This window comes from Streptomyces sp. NPDC053432 (assembly GCF_055585365.1).
The window spans coordinates 86724-107713 of record NZ_JBVJKF010000002.1 but is presented as its reverse complement, the minus strand read 5'-3'; the positions used below and the strand labels follow the sequence as shown (position 1 = coordinate 107713).

Genomic DNA, 20990 nt, shown 5'->3' with positions numbered 1-20990 from the left:
CCGCCACCGGAGGGATGACGGAGACTGGAAAGGACCCCCACAGCCGGAGCGAGAGGAGGCGCCCACCTCATGCCCCGTACGGCGCTCATCGTCATCGACATGCTCAACACCTACGAGCACGAGGACGCCGAAGCCCTGGTTCCCTCGGTCCGCAAGGCACTCCCGGGGATCACGACGCTGCTGAGAAACGCCCGCGCCAGCCGATCGCCGGTCGTGTACGTCAACGACAACTTCGGCGAGTGGCGTTCCCACCACGGGGAGATCCTGCGGGCCACCCTGGCGGGCCGGCACGGCGACCTGGTGGAGCCGATCGCCCCCGACGAGAACTCGCTCTTCGTGGTCAAGGCGCGGCATTCGATCTTCTACGAAACGCCCCTGGCCTACCTGCTGGGCCAACTGGAGGCGGAACGCCTGGTGCTGTGCGGACAGGTGACCGAGCAGTGTGTGCTGTACTCGGCCCTGGACGCCCACATCCGGCATTTCGACGTCGTCGTGGCAGAGGACGCGGTCGCGCACATCGACGCGGACCTGGCCTCGGCGGCCCTGCAGATGATGAGTCGCAACATGTCCGCCACCATCTGCGGGGTGGACGGCATCGTCTTCGACGACGGCCCGGGGGACGGCGCCGACGGAGGGTGAGCCACGGCGTGGCCGGCCGCCTCCGCTCCCCGCGGCTTCAGGCCGCCAGCAGCCGGCCGAGCGACCAGGTCGTGATCAGCCGGTCCGCTCCCAGGCCGATTCGTGCCGCGCGTGCGTAGCCCGAGCTCTGCCAGTGCAGCTGTTCGGGGGCGTGGGCGTCGGTGTCCACGGCGAAGAGGCAGCCCGCGGTGGCGGCCTGCACGAGCAGGTCGTCCGGCGGGTCGCGTCGTTCGGGCCGGCAGTTGATCTCCACGGCGGTGCCCGCCCGCGCGCACGCGGCGAAAACAGCCTCGGCGTCGAAGCGGGACTGCGGGCGGCCCCGACCGGTGACGATCCGCCCCGTGCAGTGCCCCAGGACGTCGACGTGCGGGTTGCGCACCGCGGCCAGCAGGCGGGCGGTCATCGGTTCGGGCTCGGAACGGAGTTTGGAGTGCACGGAGGCCACGACGACGTCGAGCCGGCCGAGCAGGTCCTCCTCCTGGTCGAGCGAGCCGTCTTCGAGGATGTCGCACTCGATGCCCGTCAGCAGCCGGAAGTGCGGGCCCATCGCGGCGTTGACGGCGGCCACGGCCTGCAGCTGGCTTCTGAGCCGGTCCGGGCTCAGTCCATGGGCGATCGTCAGCCGCGGTGAGTGGTCGGTCAGAACGGCCCACTGGTGCCCCAGGGCGCGGGCCGCGTCGGCCATGTCCTCCAGGGGACTGCCGCCGTCCGACCAGTCGGAGTGCAGGTGGCAGTCCCCGGTGCTCGCGGCCGCGAGGTCCCAGCCGGCGCGGGCCGCCGGACCGGTTTCGGCCCGCAGACGGGCGAGGTAGTCCGGCACCGCCCCGCTGGAGGCCTGCGCGATCACCTCGGCGGTGACCGGGCCCACCCCGCGCAGCTGCCTGGCCCGTGCGGCGTCCACCGGTCCGGGTTCCAGGGCGCGGGCGGCATCGGCCGCCGTGTGGAAGGCCCGCACCCGGTACGGCGACGCCCCGCGCCATTCGAGCAGGAAGGCGATCTGGCGCAGGGCTTCGTCCGGGGTCACGGCAGGGGGGTTCCGCCGGTGGCGTTGACGATCTCGCCGGTGATGTAGGAGGCCTGGGGGGAGGCGAGGAAGACGTACGCCGGGGCCATTTCCGCGGGTTGCGCGGGCCGCCCCAGCGGGGACTGCTCGCCGAACTTCGTCGGGTCGGGCATCGTCGCGGGGATCAGCGGGGTCCAGACCGGTCCGGGCGCGACGGCGTTGGCCCGGATGCCACGCTCGGCGAGCATCTGGGCCAGGCTGTGCGTGAAGGAGACGATCGCGGACTTGGTCATGGCGTAGTCGAGGAGGTGCGGGCTGGGCTGGTAGCCCTGCACGGAAGCGGTGTTGATCACGGATCCGCCGCGCGGCATGTGCGCCAGCGCCGCCTTGGTGAGCCAGAACATCCCGTACAGGTTGGTCTTCATCACCCGGTCGAACTGCTCGGTGGTGATCGACTCGATCCCGTCGGGCTGGGCCATCTGGTAGGCGGCGTTGTTGACGAGCAGGTCGATGCCGCCCAGCTCGCTCACCGTCCGGTCGACGAGGGAGGTGCACTCGTCCTCGTGCCGGATGTCGCACGCCACCGGTACCGCGGTGCGCCCGGCCCGGCGGATCAGGCGGGCGGTCTCCTCGGCCTCGGCGGCTTCCTCGGGCAGGTGGGTGAAGACCACGTCGGCGCCTTCCCGCGCGAAGGCCACGCAGACGGCGCGGCCGATTCCGGAGTCCCCTCCGGTGACCAGCGCCTTGCGGCCGTGGAGCAGGTCGTGGCCCCGGTAGCTCTCCTCGCCGTGGTCGGGGCGGGGATCCATCGCCTCGGTCGAGCCCGGGTGGTCCTGGTCCTGCTCGGGGAACGGGGGACGGGCATGGAGCGATACCGGATCGGTGAGGGTCTGGTCGTGGGAGGGCATCGCGGTCTCCTTCCGGCAGGGGGAGGGGCAGGGACAGGGTTCAGGTGGAGGGCGGGTAGGCGGCGGCCTTGAGGAGGCGCGCGAGGTGCGCGGTGTTCACGGCGAGGGTCTTCGTCGTGGCCGCGGTCTTCTCGGGGGTCTTGTCGAGATCCTGGTAGTCGGTGCCCTGCATGGCCTCGCCGACCCAGTAGGTGACGGCGTTCGGGGCGAGGGAGAACCCGACGTCGTTCAGGCCCTGGAAGAGTTCGGCGCTGACGTGGTGGGCGCCGTCCTCGTTGCCGACCACACAGACCGCGGCGGCCTTGCCGTAGGTGAGCATGCGGCCCTCGTCGTCGCTCTCGCCGAGTTCGGCGTCGAGGCGTTCCAGGACCCGCTGGGCGATGCTGGAGGGGTGGCCGAGCCAGATGGGCGTGGACAGGACCAGGATGTCGCAGCCCATGATGGTCTCGCGGATCTCCGGCCAGGCGTCACCGCCGCCCATGTCGACCTCGACGCCCGGTTTGACGTCGTGATCGGCGATCCGGATCACTTCTCCCGTGACGCCGTGGTCGGCCAGGGCCGCCATGGTCTGCTCGGCCAGCAGCTGGGAGCTGGACCGCTTCGGCGAGGGCGAAAGCGTGCAGACCAGCGCGACGGCGCGCAGCGGCGTGGTTTGGGTCGTTGTGTCCATGTGCTCCGGCTACCCGGATCACCGGTGCCTATCCCACCCTTCGCCTTGCCGTGGTACCGGACGAATCGCGGGCGCGGCCGTCCGCACCCCCTCGGGGTCCGGCCGGGTCACCGAGCGGGTTCGCAGGAGGGGGCCGGGCCGTACGCTGCGGCGGCCGGCCTCGCGGTGCGCGCCGCCCGCGGACGTTCCGGTTTCCCTTCCCGTGCTGGGCCGGATCCCCGCCACCGCGACCCCCTGAACCGGGGGATACCGGGGGATGTACACAGCCGCGCCGGCATGCGGTGGCAAGCCGATGGCAAGTCGGGGCCAAGAGGGCCGGGCCACCGTTCTGTATCCGTTGCCGGCCAGCGATACAGGAGTGTCCGAGCATGTCCCCCAGCAGTGCCTCCGAAAGCCTCCACGCCCATGAGGCGGACGGGGTCCGCCCCCGACTCCGGAGCAGTCCGACGACGGTTCTCGACTCCGCTCCGCACGAGGTCCTGGACGCCTACCGGACCTGCGAGTTCGTCACCCTGGGCAAGGACGGGACCCCGCTGGCCTGGCCGACGGCCGTCGAACGCCGGGACGACGGGACCCTCCTGCTGACCACCTCACTCGCGTTCGCGCAGAAGGCCCTGAACATCCGTCGTGACGCACGGGTCGGACTGCTCTTCTCGGACCCGACCGGAAGCGGTCTCGACTTCGCCCCGCAGATCTTCGTCGGCGGCCGCGCCCACTGCCCCGACACGGTCATGGCAAGTCCGCGAGGAGCCGAGGAGTACTGGCGCAGGCTCTTCGAGCGGCAGCCGCACAGCCGCTCGTACCTCCTGCGTCCCATGAGGCCGGTGATGTCCTGGTACTACCTGCGCCTGCTCATCACCGTCGAGCCCGAACTGGTGCTCGTGCGGCCGCCCCTCGCGGAACTGCCGCCACCGGTCGAGCCGGCACCCGCCACCGGAACCGTGACCCTGCCCGGAGCCGCCCAGCTGGCGAGCCTGCCCACCGCCGTCCTGGCCGCGCGCGACGCCTCGGGCGCTCCGGTCCTCGCCCGCACCCGGCCGCGGCCGACACCGGCCGGCTACCTCGTCGAGGTGCCGCCGGACTGCCCTGTCGAACGGGGCCCGGCCAGCCTCCTGGTGCACCGTCATGACGAACGGCTCGACCACATGTACAACGCGCTCGTACGGGGCGACCTGCGCCGCACTGACGCCGGGTGGGTGCTGGTCCCGTCCACCGTGATCGAACCCATGGGCTCCGGCCGGGCCGGCGACGCCCTCGGCGTCCTGCGCCGGACGAAGCGGTCCACCGACCGGTACCTCGAACGGCGCGGTCTGCGCCGCCCGAAGGTGCGGTGGGACCTGTTCCGCGCCCTCGCGGACCCGGCGCCGTCGCCGAAGCCGGCCCACTCTCCCGGCCCCCCGGTGGTGACGGGATCGCCGCACCACTGAGCGCCGGGGAGCCGGTCCGGCCCCGGTGCGCCCCCGCGTGCCGATTACGATGTTCTTGTCATGATCACATTGAAGGTGCTCGGCTCGTTCCGGGTCGAGGTCGACGGCCGTCCGGCCGACGCGCGTGGCCGGCTCGCACGGATGGTGCTGGTCCAACTGGTGCTCGCCCGCGGCGCCGTCGTGCCGACGGAACGCATCATCGGAAGGCTCTGGCCGACGAGCGTCCCGCCGAGCGCACAGACCTCGCTCCACGCGTACGTCGCACGTCTGCGGCGCGCTCTCGAACCGGAACGGGCACCGCGGACCCCCGCCCGGATCCTGGTCAGCGCCCCCTACGGCTACGCCCTGGCCCTGGACCCGGGAGCCGTGGACGCGTGGGTGTTCGAGGACCGGGTGGCGGCCTGCGCGACGGCGGGGACGCCGCCGCACCTCGCCGAAGAGCACCTGACCGGCGCCCTCGCCCTGTGGGGCGGCCAGCCGTACGCGGAATTCGCCGACGAGCCGTGGACCGCGAGCGAACGCACCCGCCTGGAGGAGCTGCACCGCAGTGCCCGCGAACGGCTGGCCGCCGCGCGCCTCGCCTGCGGAAAGGCCGCGCAAGCCGTCGCCGACGCGGGCGCCCTGACCACGGAGCAGCCCCTGCACGAGGAGGGCTGGCGGCTGCTGGCCCTGGCGCTGTGGGCCCGCGACCGCCAGGGGGACGCCCTGGCAGCGCTGCGGCGGGCCCGGCACGTCCTCGGCGAGGAACTCGGCGTCGAGCCCGGCCCCGCGCTGCTCGAACTCGAACAGGCCCTCCTGCACCAGCGTCTCGACCTGCTCCACCGCTCGACCACCGCCCCCGCCGCGGCCCTCGTACGCACGGACACGGCCCCCGCCGTGCGGCCGGCCACGTCCCCCGTCCCCGCCACCGAGCCCCGGACGCCGACGCCGGCCGCGCCCACGCTGCTCACGGCCGACCGGCTCCTGGGCCGCGACGGAGAACTGGCCCTGCTCGCCGCCGCGGCGGACCGGGCACGCACCGGCCGGGCCCAGGTGGTCCTGGTCTCCGGTGAGGCCGGTATCGGCAAGTCCAGCCTCCTGGAGGCCGCCCTGCGCCAACTGCCCGGACAGGGCTGGCTGGTCGGCTCGGGGCAGTGCCCGGAGACCGAGGGCGCCCCGCCCGGCCGGGCCTGGTTCGACATGCTGCCGGACCTCGCACGCTCCGCCCCGCCGGGAGCGTACGCCGACGAGCTCGCCCCGCTCCTGGCCCCCGGCGCCACGGGCACCCCCGGACAGACGGACGGCAGCCCGGCACGGCGCTTCCGCCTGCACAGGGCCCTGCTCGGCTGGCTCCGGGACACCGCCCGGCGGCAGCCGCTCGCGATCGTCCTGGACGACCTGCACCGGGGCGACCGGGAGAGCATCGAGATGTTCCTGCTCTGCGCCGAACAGCTGCGCGACGCACCGCTGCTCCTGATCGGCTCGTACCGCACCGGCGAGGGGGACCTGACCGAGGCACTGGCACGCCTGGCCGCCCGCTCTCCCGTGCGCCTGGCCCTGGGCGGGCTCTCAGACGCCCAGGCGAAGGCCCTGCTGCGCCGCGTCGCGACCGGCATGACCGACCGGGCCGCGACGGCTCTGGCCGAACGGGCCGGAGGCAACCCCTTCTACTTGCGCGAGAGTTCGCTGCTCCTGGCCAGTGAGGGCGAAGAACAGGCGCTGGACCGCATCCCGCAGGGGGTCCAGGACGTACTGCGGCGACGGCTGGCCCTGCTGGCGCCGACCGTGACGGCCGGGTTGCGCCTGGCCGCCGTAGCCGGACGCGAGGCGCCGGTCGCCCTCCTGGTCCATGCCGCGGACAGCGACGCCGATCAGCTCCTCGACGCCCTGGAGGCCGGTGTCACCGCCGGACTGCTCACCGAGCCGCGTCCCGGCACGGTCCGCTTCAGCCACGCCCTCGTACGCGACGCCCTGGAAGCCGACCTCACCCGGCTGCGGCTGGCCCGGATGCATTCCCGGCTCGGCCGGAGCCTGATCGCCCTCGGCTCCGACGACGTCGCCGCCACCGCCCACCACCTGCTGCGGGCGGCCACGGTCGTCACCGCCGACGCGGGGCCCGCCGTCCAGCACGCCCGGCTCGCCTGCGAACAGGCCGTACGCCGCTACGCGCCGCAGAACGCCGAGGACATCCTGCACGCGGCCCTCGGTCTCCTCGACGACCATCCGGCGGCCTTCGCGGACCAGGACGTCGCCCTGCTGCGCGTGACGCTGCTGGGCCAGCTGGTGGACTGCCGGATCCGGATGGGCGCCGTGGTACCCGCCCGCGAGGCACAGGAGCAGGCCGTGGCGGTGGCCCGCGAGGAGGGCCGGGCCGACCTGCTGACCGCCGCGTACACGACCTGGACCGAACCGACGCCCTGGCGCGTGCGGCCCTACGCGGCGTCCGACCCGGAGGCCGTCGCCGAACTGGAGGTCCTGCTGGAGGACCCGGGACTGACCGACCGGCAGCGGTGCCTGCTCCTCGACCAGCTGGCCGACGCGCTCGACGACACCGATCCGCGTGCCGTGGCCGAGGCGCGCCGGGCCGTCGAGCTCGCCCGGGCCGCCGGCGATCCCCGGCTGCGCGGACTGACCCTCACTTCATTGCTGCGCAAGGTCGACGGCGAACTCGAACCGGCCGCCTACGGGGAGCTCCACCGCGAGCTCACCGAGGTGGCCGAGGCCCAGGACGGCCCCGAGTACGCGTGGATGAGTGCCTACGTCGCCGCCCGGATCGCCGCCGCCCGCAACGACCCGGTGGAGATGGAGCGGTGTCTCGCGCGATCGGACGAGATCGCCCGCACGTACGGGCTCCAGGGCGCGTTCGCGGTGGCCCGGCTGCGCCATCCCATGCTCGCCATGGCCCAGGGCCGTTTCGAGGAGGCGGAGCACGCCATGGGGACCGCGGTCGCGGAGCTGCGGGCCCGTGGAGCGGTGGACCTCAGCGGGCTCGCCGCCCTGAGCATCGGGTGCATGCGGGTGCAGCAGGGCCGGATCGCAGAGATGCTGCCCGTGCTCCTCGCGGTGTGGGAGCAGTACAAGCCCCACAACGAAGCTCTCGCCGCACTCGCGCTGCGGGCAGCGGGACGCCCCGAGGAGGCCCGGGAGGTCTTCGGCATGCGGGTGCCGCTCCGGCGCGACTTCGCCTACTCCATCCTGGCCGGGCTGCGCGGCGCCGCCGCCATCGCCTTCGGCGACCGGGAAGCGGCCTGCGAGGTCTACCGTGACCTGCTGCCCCTCCAGGGGCTGGCGGGCGGTGCGAGCAGCCTCAGCCTCGTCTTCCGGCCGGTCGCACAGACCCTCGGCGAACTCGCCGCCTTCCTGGGCCGGCCGGACCAGGCCCGGGGCCACTACCTGGAAGCGGCGCGGGTGGCGGCGGCGTGGGACTCGCCCCACTGGGCGGACGCCGCCCGCACAGCCCTGGCCGGACTGCCCGCGGAGTCCGCGTAGCCCGGCTCCCGTCTCAACTCCCGCGCAGGTCGGCCGTGAACCGTGCTGCCAGATCGAGGAACTCGTCGGGGGAGTCCGTCGTCAACTGGAGGTCCACCAGCACCTCATCGGTGTCCGCCGCGCACATCAGCCGCAGGTGATCGCAGATCTGGCGCACGGTTCCGCGGTGATGGGTCTCCCCGGCCGGGGCGTCCGTCGCGGTGACGTCGGCATTCACGCGGAACACCCGGCGCAGTGCCGCCGGGTCGCGTCCGGCACGCTCGGCGGCCTCGACGGCCACCGCCCACAGACCGTGGAGGAAGGGCAGCGGCATCGACGCCCCGAGCCACCCTTCCGCCCGCCGGCCGACCCGCTCCAGAGCCGCGGCGGTGAAGCCGCCCAGCAGGACGGGCGGCCGCGGCCTCTGGCACGGTTTCGGCAGCACGGTCGACTCGGCGATCCTCCACAGGGCCCCGCTGTGCGCGACCGTCCCGGACCCCCACACGGCCTCCAGGACGTCGAGGGTCTCCTCCAGCCGGGCGCCGCGCCCCCGCCACGGCACCCCCGCGGCCTCGTACTCCTCGTGCATCCAGCCCAGGCCGAGGCCCACGTCCAGACGGCCGCGGCTGATCAGATCGAGGGTCGTCAGGGCCCGGGCGAGCACGAGGGGCGGCTGCCACAGCGCATTGAGCGTGCTGCTGCCCAGGCGTACCCGCCCGGTCGCCGCGGCCGCCACGCCCAGCGCGAGCAGCGGGTCGAGATGGGTGCCGTACCGGACGGGCATCGGCTTCCCGCCCGGGTATCCGCCTGGCGGCAGGATCGGGGCCAGGAGCCGGTCGGCCACCCAGAGGCTGTCGCAGCCGAGCGCTTCCAGGGCCGTACACAGGCCGGCCGAGCGGTGGGGGTCGGCGAACGGGCCGAACTGCGGTACGGAGAATCCGATGCGCATCGGTGGAACTCCTCGATCGGTACAGGGAGGGAGGGAGGGAGGGAGGCGACCTGGGGGCGGCCGGGGGCGGCCGTGGGGCGGCCGGGGGCGTCCGCCCGGCCGTGGGGGACCGGGCGGACGGGTTCACGCGGTGGCGTGCCGGCCGCGGATCCGCCGGGTCTCACGGCGGTACTGCCGCTGCCCGAGGAGTTTCCAGAGCACCCGCGCCGGGACCGGCAGACGGGTGAGGAACTCCAGGCGTTCCTCGGGGGAGCTGTCCTCCAGGATGGCGCCCAGGGCGATCATCAGCCGGTTGCGGGGCGTCTCGGCGAGGCCCCGCTCCCCGACGGCACGCCACTGCTCCTCGGTCACGTGGAGCGCGACCAGCGGCATGACCTCACGCTCCTCCTCGTCGAGATGGGCGGACAGCTGCCGGTGGTGCCGCCGCAAGGCCTCGACCAGCTCGTCCCGGTCCTCCGCCCGGGCCAGCGCCTGCCACCGGTCCATCAGCACCCGGACCTCACCGCTGCCCTCGCTCAGCTCGCGGTGCTGCGCCTCCATCGCGAGCACCTGCTCGGCGTCGAGATCCAGGTGGGGGAGGAGCACGGGCCAGAGCATCTCGTCCTCACCGGTGTGATGGGCGTGCAGCCCGATGGTGTAGAGCCGCCAGTGCTCGGCGAGGACCCGGGCGCGTGCGGTGTCGGCGGGCTGGACGTCCTGGACGAGTTCGGCCAGCAGCCGCGACTCGCGGCGGAACACCTGGTGGATCATCGCCATCTCGCGGGTGTAGGCGTGGGCAGCGGAATCTGAAACGTCGTTCGTGGTCATGCCTTCCAGTCTTCGGAGGCCGATTGCAGCCCACTTGCAGCCGACTTGCCGGTCGGAGGCGCCAGGCGGACGCACCCGGGCAACTGCCCGTCCACCCCGCCCGGGAAAAGTTGAGGATTGTTCACTTTCCATTGACAGGGCGGGTCCCGGGACCCGAGAGTTCCGTGAGCAGCTGCGCCACCGCACGCCCGGCAGCGCCCTCCCCGCCCCTGCGGGGATCCGCGCTCCCCGACCGAAGCGAGTCCGCATGACAGTGCCCGTACCCCGGTTCCCGGCCGGCTTCCTCTGGGGCGTCTCCGCCTCCGCCTTCCAGATCGAGGGCTCGCCCACGGCCGACGGCCGCGGCCCCTCCTCCTGGGACGCCTTCACCGGCGAGCGGGGACGCGTCAAGGACGGCTCCAACGCGGAGGTGGCGACCGACCACTACCGCCGCTACCGGGAGGACGTGGCGCTCATGGCCGAACTCGGCGTGGACGCCTACCGCTTCTCGGTTTCCTGGTCCCGCGTCCTGCCCGACGGGCACGGTCCCGTCAACCGCGCCGGGCTGGACTTCTACGACCGGCTCGTCGACGAACTGTGCGCCGCGGGGATCGCCCCGGCGCCCACCCTCTTCCACTGGGACACCCCGCTCGCCCTGGAGGAGCGGGGCGGCTGGCTGGAGCGCGACACCGCCGAGCGGTTCGCCGCGTACGCCTCCGTGGTCGCGGAGCGCCTCGCCGACCGGGTGCCCATGTGGATCACCATCAACGAGCCCGCCGAGGTCACCCTCCTCGGATACGGTCTGGGCGAACACGCCCCCGGCCGGGAGCTCGTCTTCGACGCCCTGCCCGCCGCCCACCACCAGCTCCTGGCCCACGGGTTGGGCGTACAGGCCCTGCGCGCGGCGGGAGCCCGCCGGATCGGCATAGCGGCCTCGCACAGTCCCGTCTGGGCCGCGGGCGAGAGCGACGAGGACCGCGCAGCCGCCGAGCTGTACGACACCCTCACCAACCGCCTCTTCGCGGACCCGATCCTGACCGGCGCCTACCCGGACGGCCTGGACTCCCTCCTGCCCGGGCCGGTGGCGGAGGACCTCAGGACGATCTCGGCCCCGCTGGACTGGTACGGGGTCAACTACTACAACCCGATGCTCGTCGGCGCGCCGACCCCGGCCGCCGCCTCCGCCTTCGGCGGCATCGAGATCCCCTCCGGACTCCCCTTCGCCATCAGGGAGATCGAGGGGTACGAACGCACCGACTTCGACTGGCCGGTGGTCCCGGACGGGCTGCGCGAACTGCTCGCCACCCTGCGCGAGCGCTACGGCGACCGGCTGCCGCCCCTGTACATCACCGAGAACGGCTGCTCGTACGGCGACGGCCCGGACCCGGGCACCGGCAGGGTCGAGGACGCACGCCGGATCGCCTACCACGACGGCCACCTTCGCGCCCTGCACCAGGCGATGGCCGAAGGTGCCGACGTCCGCGGCTACTTCATCTGGTCGATCCTCGACAACTTCGAATGGGCGGAGGGCTTCCGACAGCGGTTCGGGCTCGTCCACGTCGACTACGACACGCTGGCGCGGACGCCCAAGGAGTCGTACGCCTGGTACCGCGACCTGATCAAGAGCGGCAGATGACCGCCGGGCCGAGGGCCGCGGACGCCGTGGACCCCGCGGACCCCGAGGACCCCGAGGAACCGGGCACCGCGCCCGGCGGCCGGTGGATCGGCGCGCTGTCCCTGGCCAACATCGGGGTGTGGGTCGGCTGGTTCGGCCCGCTGCAACTGCTCCTGGCGCGCCAGGCCGAGCAGCTCACCCCCGAACACAAGGCGGCCACCCTCGCCCTGGTGACGGGCCTGGGAGCGGCCGTCTCGATGGCCGCCAACCCGGTCTTCGGAGCGCTGTCCGACCGTACGACGGCGCGCGCGGGCCGCCGGATCCCCTGGGTGGCCGCCGGGGTCGCGGGCGGGGCCGCCGGCCTGGTGTTCCTCTCCCTGGCGTCGAGCGTCACGGCCGTGATCGCGGGCTGGTGCCTGGTCCAGCTCGCCCTCAACGCGGCCTTCGCCGCCCTCACCGCGGCCGTCCCCGACCAGGTCCCGCCCCGCCGGCGCGGCCTGGTCGGCGGCTGGCTCGGCGTCTCCCAGGTCGTCGGCATCCTGGCCGGCACGGCGCTGGCCACGGTCGCGGGCGGGATCACCGCCGGCTACCTGGCCTGCGCGGGCTTCTCGGTGCTCGCCGCCGTGCCGTACGTGCTGATGCGGCGCGACTCGACGCTCGCACCGGCCGACCGGCCGGCCTTCCGGTGGCGGGCCTTCCTCACCGGCTTCTGGATCGACCCCCGCCGCCACCCCGACTTCGGCTGGGCCTGGCTCACCCGGTTCCTGATGAACCTCTCGTACTCGATCAGCACGATGTACCTGCTCTACTACCTGACCGACGCGGTGCGTTACCGAGGTGACGCGGACACCGGCGTGCTGATCCTCACCGCGCTCAACGCGCTCACCCTGCTCGCCACGGTCGTGATCAGCGGCATCCGCTCGGACCGCAGCGGCCGGCGGAAGTCCTACGTCATCCGGTCGGGGCTGGTCATCGCCGGGGCCACGCTGCTGCTCGCCGTCTGGCAGACCTGGACCGGCGCGGTCGTCGCCTCGCTCGTCCTCGGCCTCGGCTTCGGCGTCTACACGGCGGTGGACTTCGCCCTGCTCACCGACGTGCTGCCGAGTGCGGAGGACCGGGGCAGGGACCTGGGCGTGATCAACATCGCCAACGCGCTGCCCCAGGTCCTGGCCCCGGTGATCGCGGCGCCGGTCGTCACCCACCTCGGCGGGTACACGGCTCTGTACGCCCTCGCGGGCGGCCTCGCCCTCGCGGGCTCGCTCCTCGTGCGCCGCATCCGCTCGGTGCCCTGACCGGGCCCGGGCCCGGGGAGACGAGCAGGGCCCCGCCGCTCCGGAGGTCCGGAGCGGCAGGGCCCCACAGGTGGCCGCGGTGCGGGGATCAGCCGAGGGCCGAGGCAGGCCGGGGCGCGGCCGCCTCCGTACCGGCGGGGTCGGTGCGGTGGGCCAGGAGCCGCTGGGCGAGGACGCCGAAGACGATTCCGAACACGGCCCACATCACGACCTGGACGCTCACCGACGCGACCCGGAACTCCCACAGCAGGGCCGCGGGGAACTCGGGCTTGACGGCGTCGCTGTTGTCCGGGAGGACGAGGAAGGCCAGGGCGGTGGCGACGACGAAGCCGGCACCGGCCGCCAGGGTGGCGTTCCAGTTGCCCAGACGCGGTGCCAGCCGCCGTCCCAGGATGATCGCGCCGACGCCGAGCAGCACGCTGAGCAGGATCATCAGGAAGAACAGCGTGGTGCGCTGCCCGATGGTGTCGGGATTGCCGACGGCCGGCGGGGTGGCCGGATACTTCAGGAACGGCACGAAGTAGACGGTGGCGAAGGCACCCGCCGCCGTGAGCGCGGCCGTTGCCCGGGGGCTGAACCCGCCGACCCGGCCGAGGGCGAAGGAGAACGCGAGGGAGGCGATGCCGCCCAGCGCGACCCCGTAGACGAGCACACCGGTGGCGAGGCCGACGGTGGACTGGACGGGCCGGCTGACGAGTTCTTCCTCTTCCTCGGCGGCGCCGGCGGCGGCTTCGGCGGGCGCGGCAGCGCCGTGACCCGCGTGACCGCCCGCGGGGGCGGCTTCCTTGGCGGCCGCGGCCTCCTCGACGGCGATGGAGCCCCGGACCGGGGGCTCACCGACGACGTAGGCGACGGCGAAGGCGAAGAGTCCGGCGATCAGGCCCGCGAGCATGCCGCGGACCAGAAGGCCTCTGACGGTGGAGGCGTACATGATGTGCAGGCCCCTCAGTGGCAGGGGAAGCCGAGCAGGTGACGGCCGTCGTGCACCCACTCGTGCACGCCCTCGCCGGAGAACACGGCGGTGGCACCCTGCTCGGCGCCGACGAAGTACAGGGCCACGAGCATCAGGAGACCGACGAACAGCGCCCAGGGCAGGACGGCCTTGACGGGCAGCGGAGCCGACGGCGAGACGGCGGGGGCGGGTATGGCGGCGGGAGCAAGGGCCTCGGCCATGGTGGAACCTCCTCGGGGAACGACGCGTCCCATGTGGTGGTGCGGAACGACGGTCCGAGGGTCTGACTCGCCGCGACGCCACCCCCGGTGAGGAGCGCCGTCGCAGCACACAGTGGCGCGACCATGCCGGATTCACACCGGACTTCCGTCTCGCCGTCGTCGCTATGTGCAGATGTCGACGTGACGCTACAGCCCGGCAGGCCGTCGTACCAAGCGGATGAGTTCCTGATCACAGCCCGGACGCCCCGGACGTCCCGTCAGCGCGCTTAACGGTTCGGGAGTTGCGCGGCGTGCTCGCGCACCGCGATCCGCGCCAGCTTCGTGAGCATCATGCCGTTGCGGACCGCGACGACGTAGTCCACGGGGAGGCCGTGCATCCGCGTGCCGGGGCCCCGGAGGGGGTGCCAGTCGAGGGTGAAGAGGGTGTGCTCGCCCCATGGGAGCAGCCGCATGGCGATGCGGGCCGCACCGAAGGGTCCGGCCTTCGCTTCCAGCTGCAGGCGGTGCAGCGGTTCGGAGATGCGGACGACGCAGGTGTCGTCAAGGGTGAGGGGCCCGGCACCGACGCGGACCTTCAGCCGAGCCCCGGCCTCCGGCCAGTGCGGGTCCACGGCGAGGACCTGCCGCGTTCCCGTCACCCACTCGCCGTAGCGGTGGCCGTCGGACAGCAGGTCCCAGACCTCGGCGGGCGAGCTGAGGATCAGACGGCGGTTCCGGGCCATGTTCACGCTCCTGGAGGAGGGGCGGCACGGCGGCACCCCCGAGTTCCCACGGGCTTGGCTTCCAGCCTCATACCGGGCGCGGTGTCCGTGCAGCCCGAGCACTCCGGACGAGTGACTCGCGCCGAGGGCAGGCGGGCTCTGGCAACTTCGCGTGGGGGGACGCCGTCGTCGAGGCGCCGCACGGAACGCAGCGCGAGGCGGCACGGCCCCTTCGGCCCGCGTTCCGACTCGCCCGGATGGCCCGGGGCGCGACAGCATGGAGGGAGGGGCGGCCGGCGCAATGCCTCGGAGGAGGCGATACGGACAGTGACCAGTGATGGCTTTGCGTTCTGTGGCGCCGAGCTTGCCGCTGTCTATGTGGTCGCCGACCAGGGCAGGGAACTGCATCTCGCCGAGCTGACCGGCAACCTCGGTGTCCTCTACGGGCTGCCCGCGGTGCTCGCCGTGGCCGGCCATTCGCCCGCCGCCGCGGCCTTCAGGTCCGGCCGCCCGCTGTGGCTGGATCCCAAGGAACTCGCCACGTTCATCGAGCAAGATCCCCACCACGTCCCCACCCGCGCCCGGGACGACGGCCCCGACTCGCCGGCCAGGACCTCGCTGGGCGCGCTGCCCCTGGGACACGGCGACCAAGATCTCGGGTGCCTGATCGTGGCGGGAGCCGTCGGAGACGGCTTCAGCGCCGACGACCGCAGCCTTCTGGAGCTCTACGCCGATCAGGTCGCCGCCGGACTCCAGTCGGTGGCCGCCCGCTCCGCCGGACGTGCGGCCCCGCAGGTGCATCTGGGACAGTCCCTGGTACCGGAACAAGGCGGCGCCTTCATCCTGGAACTGAGCACCGGCCGTATGGAGGCCCATGCGCACGTGCTGGAACTGCTCGGTCTGCCTCCCGAGCGGTTCGACGGGCAGGTGGAGACCCTGCTCGCCTGCGCCGTCCCCGACGACATGCCCGCGTTGATGGCGATCGTGGAGCCGGACCGGCTGGCCGCCGACGGGCAGCAGCTGGCGTTCCGTATCCGCCGCCCGAACGGTGAGCTGCGCTGGCTGGGTCTGCGCTGCCGCGTGGAAGTGGACTCCGGGGGCGCTCCGCAGCGCGTCCTGGGCGTGGTGGCCGATGCCGCGTATCTGAGGCCCAGTGCCGACGAGGTCTCCCTCGTGCAGCGGCTTTCGGCCGCGCTGGCGGGAGCGGCGTCCATCCGGGAGGTCAGCCGGCTGGTGGTCGCCGCGCTGCGCGAGCCGCTCGGCGCCTCCCGGGTCGCGGTCGGTGTACTGGAGCCGGAACGGCTCGTCGTCACCGCCCTCGACCCGCCGGAGCCCGATGCCTGGCCCGAGGTCTGGCGCTCGGAATGGCGATCCGTGTGGCCCGACGTCCCGCTCGGCGACCTGCCCACTTTGCGGAGCGCGCTGCGTGAGGGGCACATGAGTCTGTGGCCGCCCGGCGCGGCGCTCGAAACCGGTTTGCTGGGCGTGGGCCCCGGCGGTCTCGCGGTGCTGCCGCTGCCCGCCGAGGGCAGGATGACGGGCGCCTGTCTGGTGGGGTGGGACGCGGAGCACCGGTTCGGACCGGAGGAGCGTTCGCTGCTGACCGCGACAGGAGGGCTCGCGGGGCAGGCGCTGGTGCGGGCCCGCGCTCTGGACGCGGGCCACGAACTCGCCAGCATGCTCCAGCGCAGTCTGCTGCCCCGCAAGCTCCCGGAGTTGCCGGGCGCGGTCGCGGTGGCCCGCTATCTCCCCGCGACGGCGGGACTCGAGGTGGGCGGCGACTGGTACGACGTCATTCCGCTCCGTGACGGTCACGCGGCCTTCGTCATCGGGGACGTACAGGGGCACAGCGCGGCAGCGGCCACCATCATGGGCCAGATGCGTACGGCAGTCAGGGCCTACGCGGTGGAGGGCCACCCGGCCGATGTGGTCGTCGCGCGGGCCAACCGGCTGCTCGTAGGCATGGAGACCGACCTGTTCGCCACCTGTGCGTACGTGGACCTGGACATGGAGGAGGGCATCGCCAAGGTTGTACGTGCGGGCCATCTGCCGCCGGTACTGCGCCATCCCGACGGTGTCACCGAGGAGTTGGAGGTCGAGGGCGGCCCTCCACTGGGAGTGCTCGCGGAAGCCGAATTCCCCATGACCGAGGCGGGGCTGCTTCCCGGAACCCTGCTCATGCTGCTGACGGACGGACTGGTCGAGTCCGCCAGGCTGCCGCTGGAGAAGGGCATGCGGCGGGTGCGCGAGGTGCTCGCCGCGTCCAACCCGGTGGATGTGGGAGGGGTCGCCGACGAACTGGTCGTCACCGTGGGCCGTCGTCATGACGACGTCGCGTTGTTGCTCCTGCGCTACGACGGCACACGGGACCGGCCGATGCGCAGCCACTGGACGGTGTGGCGGCTGCCCGACGCGGTCATGCACGCGCGCCGCTTCACGGCGCGGACCCTGCGGGCCTGGGGAGTGACGGAGGAACTCGACGCGGCCCTGCTGGTCGTGTCCGAGTTGGTCACCAACGCCATCGCGCACACCCAGGGCGCGGTGGGCATGGACCTGACCTTGTCGGCGGACCGACTGCGGATCGCCGTGAACGACGCGTCGCCGCGCAGCCCCGTCAAACCGATGTCGGTGAGCTGGGAAGAGACCGGCGGTCGGGGGCTGCTCATCGTCGAGGCGATGACGATGGCCTGGGGATCGGTGCCGCTCAGCGGAGGCAAGCAGGTGTGGGCCGAGATTCCCTGGCACCGAGCGAGCGCCTGACGCACGGTCGCCGCGGTGCGTCAGTTCTGTGCGGTGGCGCCGCCCGCCTGGTCGGCGGCCGCGGCCGCGGCCGCGGCCGCGGCCGCCTTCTCGCGCATCTTGCGCACCAGCTCCGCCTTTCTGTCGGCGGCGCCCTGGCGGTCGAGGTTGCGGTGCGGACCGTTGTTCTGGCGTTCGGCGCGGGACTGCCTCTTGCGCTGGCCGCCGCCCTGGCCGACGGGGTTGTCGATGTTCTTGCTGTCGGGCACGGGTTCTCCCGGTGGTGATGTGAAGTGATCTACGGATTCATCGGTGAGGACGCTGACGTTACCCGGGTTCCCCGCCCCCGCGCGCCTCGGGGTGCGGACGCCGGGCCCCGGGCCGATCATCGATCAGTGGCCCGGCGCCACCCGCCCCGCGCAGGCCCCTGACCGGCACACGGGCGCAGCGGTCCAGGACGGGCCCGAGCGGTGCGGACGCGGGGCAGGTCGTCGAAGACTGGAGCGGGGACGAGTGGTCGGGTTCAGCGGCACGGTGGTCATCGGGATCGGCAACGAGTTCCGCCGGGACGACGGGGCCGGGTGGGCCGTCGTCTCGTTGCTGAGGGGGCGGGCGGCGCAGCGGCGGCTGCCGCCGGGCACCGTCCTCGCGCAGTGCGACGGGGATCCCGGGCGGTTGCTCGACCTCTGGGGGGATGCCGGCCTCGCGGTCGTCGTCGATGCCTGCTTCCCGCCATCGGCGCAGCCGGGGCGGACGCACCGGTGGGAGGGCACCGAAGGGAGCACGCTGCGTCCGGCCGGCCCGGGGAGACACAGTACGCACGGGCTGGGGCTGGCCGAGGCGCTGCGGCTCGGCGAGGTTCTGGGGCGCCGCCCCGGCCGTCTGGTCGTGTACGCGGTCGAAGGCGCGGACCGCTCGCTGGGTGCGGGCACGACCCCTGGCGTGGCGGCCGCGGTGCCACGTCTGGCCCGGCGCATCGAGGCGGACATCGCACGGCACGACGTGTCCTCGCGCCACGGCGGCTCCGGTACGGGACCACCACCCGCCGGGACTCGCCGGACGGCGTTCGGGGCGCGGCGGCCACCCGCCTGACACCCTGTCCGTGAGCAGGTGGGCCGTTTGCGTCGCGGGCTCCGCCCCGGGCTTTCGTGCGCGGAGGAGAGGTACAGGCATGAGCGATCCCCAGGACACCGCGAGGGGACGGGCTCCCGGCCGCGGTGCCGAGGCGGTGCTCGACCGCAGCGGTCTCGACGCGCTCGTGCGGGTCCTGAAGGGCCGCGGCCGTACGGTGATCGGCCCGACCCTGCGCGACGGAGCGATCGTCCTCGACGAACTGGATTCCGCCGCCGAGCTGCCCTACGGGTGGGGCGTGGAGCTGGAGGCGGGGCGGTACCGGGTGCGCCGGCGCGACGACGGGGCCGCCTTCGCGCACAGCGCCGGACCCCAGTCCTGGAAGTCGTTCCTGCACCCCGAGCGGGTCCGGCAGTGGTCGGCCGACCGGGGGCCCGGCGGGGCGCTGACCGTGCGCGAGGAGGAGCCGGAGAGGGTCTCGTACGCGTTCCTCGGCGTGCGGCCCTGCGATCTGCGCGCCATCCGGATCCTGGACCGGGTGATGTCCGGCGGCCGCTTCCGGGATCCCGCCTACCTGTCCCGGCGGACGGGAGCCTTCCTGATCGCCGTCGAGTGCACCGAGCCGGGCGCCACCTGCTTCTGCGTCTCGATGGGCACGGGACCGGCCGTGGACGCCGGATACGACCTCGCGCTCACCGAGGTGGTCGACGACGGGGGCCACCGCTTCCTGTGCCGGAGCGGGACCGAGGAGGGGGCAGCGGTCCTCGCGGAACTCCCGTCCCACGCCGCCGACGACGCCGTCCGTGCCGCCGCCGAGGACGGGGTGCGCGAGGCCGCCGCCCGGATGGGCCGGTCCATGCCGCCGGTGGACCTGCGCGCGCTGATGCGGGACACGCTGGACGCGGACCGCTGGGACGACGTCACCGCCCGGTGCCTGAGCTGCGGCAACTGCACCATGGTCTGCCCGACCTGCTTCTGCACCACCACCGAGGACGTGACCGACCTGACCGGCGACCACGCCGAGCGGTGGCGCCGCTGGGACTCCTGCTACGACCTGGACTTCTCGCTGCTGCACGGCGGCCCGGTCCGGTCCTCCCCCCGCAGCCGCTACCGCCAGTGGCTCACCCACAAGCTGGGCACCTGGCACGACCAGTTCGACAGCTCCGGCTGCGTCGGCTGCGGCCGCTGCATCGTCTGGTGCCCCACCGGTATCGACCTCACCGAGGAGGCCCGCGCACTGCACCAGGAGGCCGTACGGAAGGAGGGCGGGCCGTGACCACGGCTCCGGAGGCGCCGGGCGGCGGGGGACTGCTCGCCGGCCTGCCCGTGGAGGAGCGGGACCGGGAGCGGCTGGCGGCCCTGGCCCGCGACGTCCTCATGCCGGGCGCCTCGCGGGTGTTCGAGGAAGGCGGCGAGGCGGACCGCTTCTGGATCATCCGCTCGGGCACGGTCGCACTCGACGTCCAGGTGCCCGGCCGGGGCCGGGTGGTCGTCGAGACGATCGGTGCGGGAGGCCTGCTCGGCTGGTCGTGGCTGTGCCCGCCCCGGCAGTGGCACCTCGGCGCCGAGACCCGGGAACCCACCCGCGCCTGGGAGTTCGACGCCGCCGCCGTACGCGCCCTGTGCACGGAACGGCCCGCGCTCGGTCTGGCATTCGTCACGCAGGTCGCCGGGACGATCGGCGAAAGGCTCAGGGCCACGCGCACCCGGCTGCTCGACCTGTACGGACCGCCGCAGAGCGGGCCCACGCCGTGACCCCGACACCGGCCCTGACACCGCTTCCGCACCGTGTGGTGGACCGGCGGGAGGAGACGCACGACACGGTCACGCTCACGCTGGAGCCCGTCGGTGAGCACCTGCCCGCCTTCACCCCGGGCCGCTTCGCGATGCTGTACGCGTTCGGCGTGGGCGAGATCCCCGTCTCCGTGTCGCGACTCCCCGACGGGCGGCGAACCGCGCACACGGTCCGGGCGGTCGGCGCGGTCTCCCGCGCACTGTACGAGCTGGGGCCCGGCGCGCAGGTCGGGGTCCGGGGCCCGTTCGGAGCCGGATGGGACACGGCCGCCGCCCGCGGCCGGGACGTCCTGGTCGTCGCCGGAGGCATCGGCCTCGCCCCCTTGCGCCCCCTCGTCCACGCCGTACTGGCCGAGCCGGGCGCCTACGGGCGGCTGAGCGTCCTCGCCGGCGCCAGGACCCCCGGCGATCTGCTGTACGCGGACGAGTTCCCCGCGTGGCGACGACCGTTCGCGGAGGCCACCGTGGACCGGCCCTCCGCCGACTGGACCGGCAGGGTCGGAGTCGTCACCGCACTGATCGGTGAAGCCCGGTTCCATCCGGCGGACACGACCGCCTTCGTCTGCGGTCCCGAGGTCATGATCCGGGCGACCGCGCGCGCCCTGGTCGACCGCGGCGTGCACCCCACCCACATCCAGGTCTCCCTCGAACGCAACATGCGCTGCGCCACCGGCCACTGCGGCCACTGCCAGCTCGGCCCCCTGCTGCTCTGCCGGGACGGCCCCGTCATCGGCTACGACCGGGCCGAATCCCTGCTCACCGTACGGGAGCTGTGA

The 20990-nt window shown here is 73.5% G+C and carries 19 protein-coding genes; 10 read left to right on the top strand and 9 right to left on the bottom strand.

Going from position 1 to position 20990, the window contains the following annotated elements; all coding sequences use genetic code 11:
- Positions 1-69 precede the first annotated feature (69 nt).
- On the top strand, positions 70-639 hold the full coding sequence (locus tag ACZ6Y1_RS03540; protein ID WP_469622085.1) for a cysteine hydrolase family protein: 570 nt from the start codon (positions 70-72) through the stop codon (positions 637-639).
- 37 nt (positions 640-676) lie between these two features.
- Here the strand turns inward: ACZ6Y1_RS03540 and ACZ6Y1_RS03535 are convergent, their stop codons facing one another.
- From ACZ6Y1_RS03535 to ACZ6Y1_RS03525, 3 genes are read right to left on the bottom strand one after another with little or no spacing between them, the layout of a single operon-like run.
- A complete protein-coding gene (locus ACZ6Y1_RS03535) occupies positions 677-1663 on the bottom strand; it encodes a PHP domain-containing protein (protein ID WP_469622082.1) in 987 nt (328 codons plus the stop codon).
- Positions 1660-2550, bottom strand: coding sequence for an SDR family oxidoreductase (locus ACZ6Y1_RS03530; protein ID WP_469622079.1), 891 nt, complete (start codon positions 2548-2550; stop codon positions 1660-1662). Before ACZ6Y1_RS03530 ends, ACZ6Y1_RS03535 begins: the two co-directional genes overlap by 4 nt.
- Before the next feature lie 40 nt (positions 2551-2590).
- Complete coding sequence (locus ACZ6Y1_RS03525) at positions 2591-3220, bottom strand: flavodoxin family protein (protein WP_469622073.1); 630 nt, start codon at positions 3218-3220, stop codon at positions 2591-2593.
- A 368-nt stretch (positions 3221-3588) separates the two neighbouring features.
- Between ACZ6Y1_RS03525 and ACZ6Y1_RS03520 the strand changes: the two genes are divergently transcribed.
- On the top strand, positions 3589-4647 hold the full coding sequence (locus ACZ6Y1_RS03520; RefSeq protein ID WP_469622070.1) for a pyridoxamine 5'-phosphate oxidase family protein: 1059 nt from the start codon (positions 3589-3591) through the stop codon (positions 4645-4647).
- Between the two features lie 60 nt (positions 4648-4707).
- On the top strand, positions 4708-8115 hold the full coding sequence (locus ACZ6Y1_RS03515; RefSeq protein ID WP_469622066.1) for a BTAD domain-containing putative transcriptional regulator: 3408 nt from the start codon (positions 4708-4710) through the stop codon (positions 8113-8115).
- Between the two features lie 13 nt (positions 8116-8128).
- Here the strand turns inward: ACZ6Y1_RS03515 and ACZ6Y1_RS03510 are convergent, their stop codons facing one another.
- Positions 8129-9043, bottom strand: coding sequence for a TIGR03619 family F420-dependent LLM class oxidoreductase (locus ACZ6Y1_RS03510; protein ID WP_469622064.1), 915 nt, complete (start codon positions 9041-9043; stop codon positions 8129-8131).
- A 123-nt stretch (positions 9044-9166) separates the two neighbouring features.
- Entirely contained in the window at positions 9167-9850 is a 684-nt protein-coding gene (locus ACZ6Y1_RS03505) for a hemerythrin domain-containing protein (protein ID WP_469622061.1), read from the bottom strand.
- Between the two features lie 247 nt (positions 9851-10097).
- Between ACZ6Y1_RS03505 and ACZ6Y1_RS03500 the strand changes: the two genes are divergently transcribed.
- Both ACZ6Y1_RS03500 and ACZ6Y1_RS03495 read left to right on the top strand, forming a co-directional pair.
- Positions 10098-11465, top strand: coding sequence for a GH1 family beta-glucosidase (locus ACZ6Y1_RS03500; protein ID WP_469622057.1), 1368 nt, complete (start codon positions 10098-10100; stop codon positions 11463-11465).
- Positions 11462-12736 (top strand): MFS transporter, encoded by a 1275-nt coding sequence (locus tag ACZ6Y1_RS03495; protein ID WP_469622054.1) that lies wholly within the window; start codon positions 11462-11464, stop codon positions 12734-12736. Before ACZ6Y1_RS03500 ends, ACZ6Y1_RS03495 begins: the two co-directional genes overlap by 4 nt.
- A gap of 88 nt (positions 12737-12824) precedes the next feature.
- Here the strand turns inward: ACZ6Y1_RS03495 and ACZ6Y1_RS03490 are convergent, their stop codons facing one another.
- From ACZ6Y1_RS03490 to ACZ6Y1_RS03480, 3 genes are all read right to left on the bottom strand, one after another.
- The gene (locus ACZ6Y1_RS03490) at positions 12825-13667 is read right to left on the bottom strand and encodes a CbtA family protein (protein ID WP_469622050.1); all 843 of its coding nucleotides are present in this window, start codon (positions 13665-13667) and stop codon (positions 12825-12827) included.
- Positions 13668-13681: 14 nt separating this feature from the next.
- Positions 13682-13909 (bottom strand): CbtB domain-containing protein, encoded by a 228-nt coding sequence (locus ACZ6Y1_RS03485; RefSeq protein ID WP_469622047.1) that lies wholly within the window; start codon positions 13907-13909, stop codon positions 13682-13684.
- 266 nt (positions 13910-14175) lie between these two features.
- A complete protein-coding gene (locus ACZ6Y1_RS03480; RefSeq protein ID WP_469622043.1) occupies positions 14176-14631 on the bottom strand; it encodes an SRPBCC family protein in 456 nt (151 codons plus the stop codon).
- A gap of 306 nt (positions 14632-14937) precedes the next feature.
- On the opposite strand from ACZ6Y1_RS03480, the gene ACZ6Y1_RS03475 reads away from it, so the two are divergent.
- Positions 14938-17370: a SpoIIE family protein phosphatase gene (locus ACZ6Y1_RS03475; RefSeq protein WP_469622041.1), complete on the top strand. Its 2433-nt coding sequence runs from the start codon at positions 14938-14940 to the stop codon at positions 17368-17370.
- A 20-nt stretch (positions 17371-17390) separates the two neighbouring features.
- Here ACZ6Y1_RS03475 and ACZ6Y1_RS03470 read toward each other — a convergent pair whose 3' ends face one another.
- The gene (locus ACZ6Y1_RS03470; RefSeq protein ID WP_469622038.1) at positions 17391-17618 is read right to left on the bottom strand and encodes a DUF6243 family protein; all 228 of its coding nucleotides are present in this window, start codon (positions 17616-17618) and stop codon (positions 17391-17393) included.
- 244 nt (positions 17619-17862) lie between these two features.
- Between ACZ6Y1_RS03470 and ACZ6Y1_RS03465 the strand changes: the two genes are divergently transcribed.
- The 4 genes from ACZ6Y1_RS03465 (at position 17863) to ACZ6Y1_RS03450 (ending at position 20990) form a co-directional block, all read left to right on the top strand.
- Complete coding sequence (locus ACZ6Y1_RS03465) at positions 17863-18441, top strand: hydrogenase maturation protease (RefSeq protein WP_469622036.1); 579 nt, start codon at positions 17863-17865, stop codon at positions 18439-18441.
- Between the two features lie 79 nt (positions 18442-18520).
- Positions 18521-19696, top strand: a complete 1176-nt coding sequence (locus ACZ6Y1_RS03460; protein WP_469622033.1) for a 4Fe-4S dicluster domain-containing protein — start codon at positions 18521-18523, stop codon at positions 19694-19696.
- Positions 19693-20175, top strand: a complete 483-nt coding sequence (locus ACZ6Y1_RS03455) for a cyclic nucleotide-binding domain-containing protein (RefSeq protein ID WP_469622029.1) — start codon at positions 19693-19695, stop codon at positions 20173-20175. Before ACZ6Y1_RS03460 ends, ACZ6Y1_RS03455 begins: the two co-directional genes overlap by 4 nt.
- Positions 20172-20990, top strand: a complete 819-nt coding sequence (locus ACZ6Y1_RS03450) for an FAD/NAD(P)-binding protein (protein ID WP_469622026.1) — start codon at positions 20172-20174, stop codon at positions 20988-20990. Before ACZ6Y1_RS03455 ends, ACZ6Y1_RS03450 begins: the two co-directional genes overlap by 4 nt.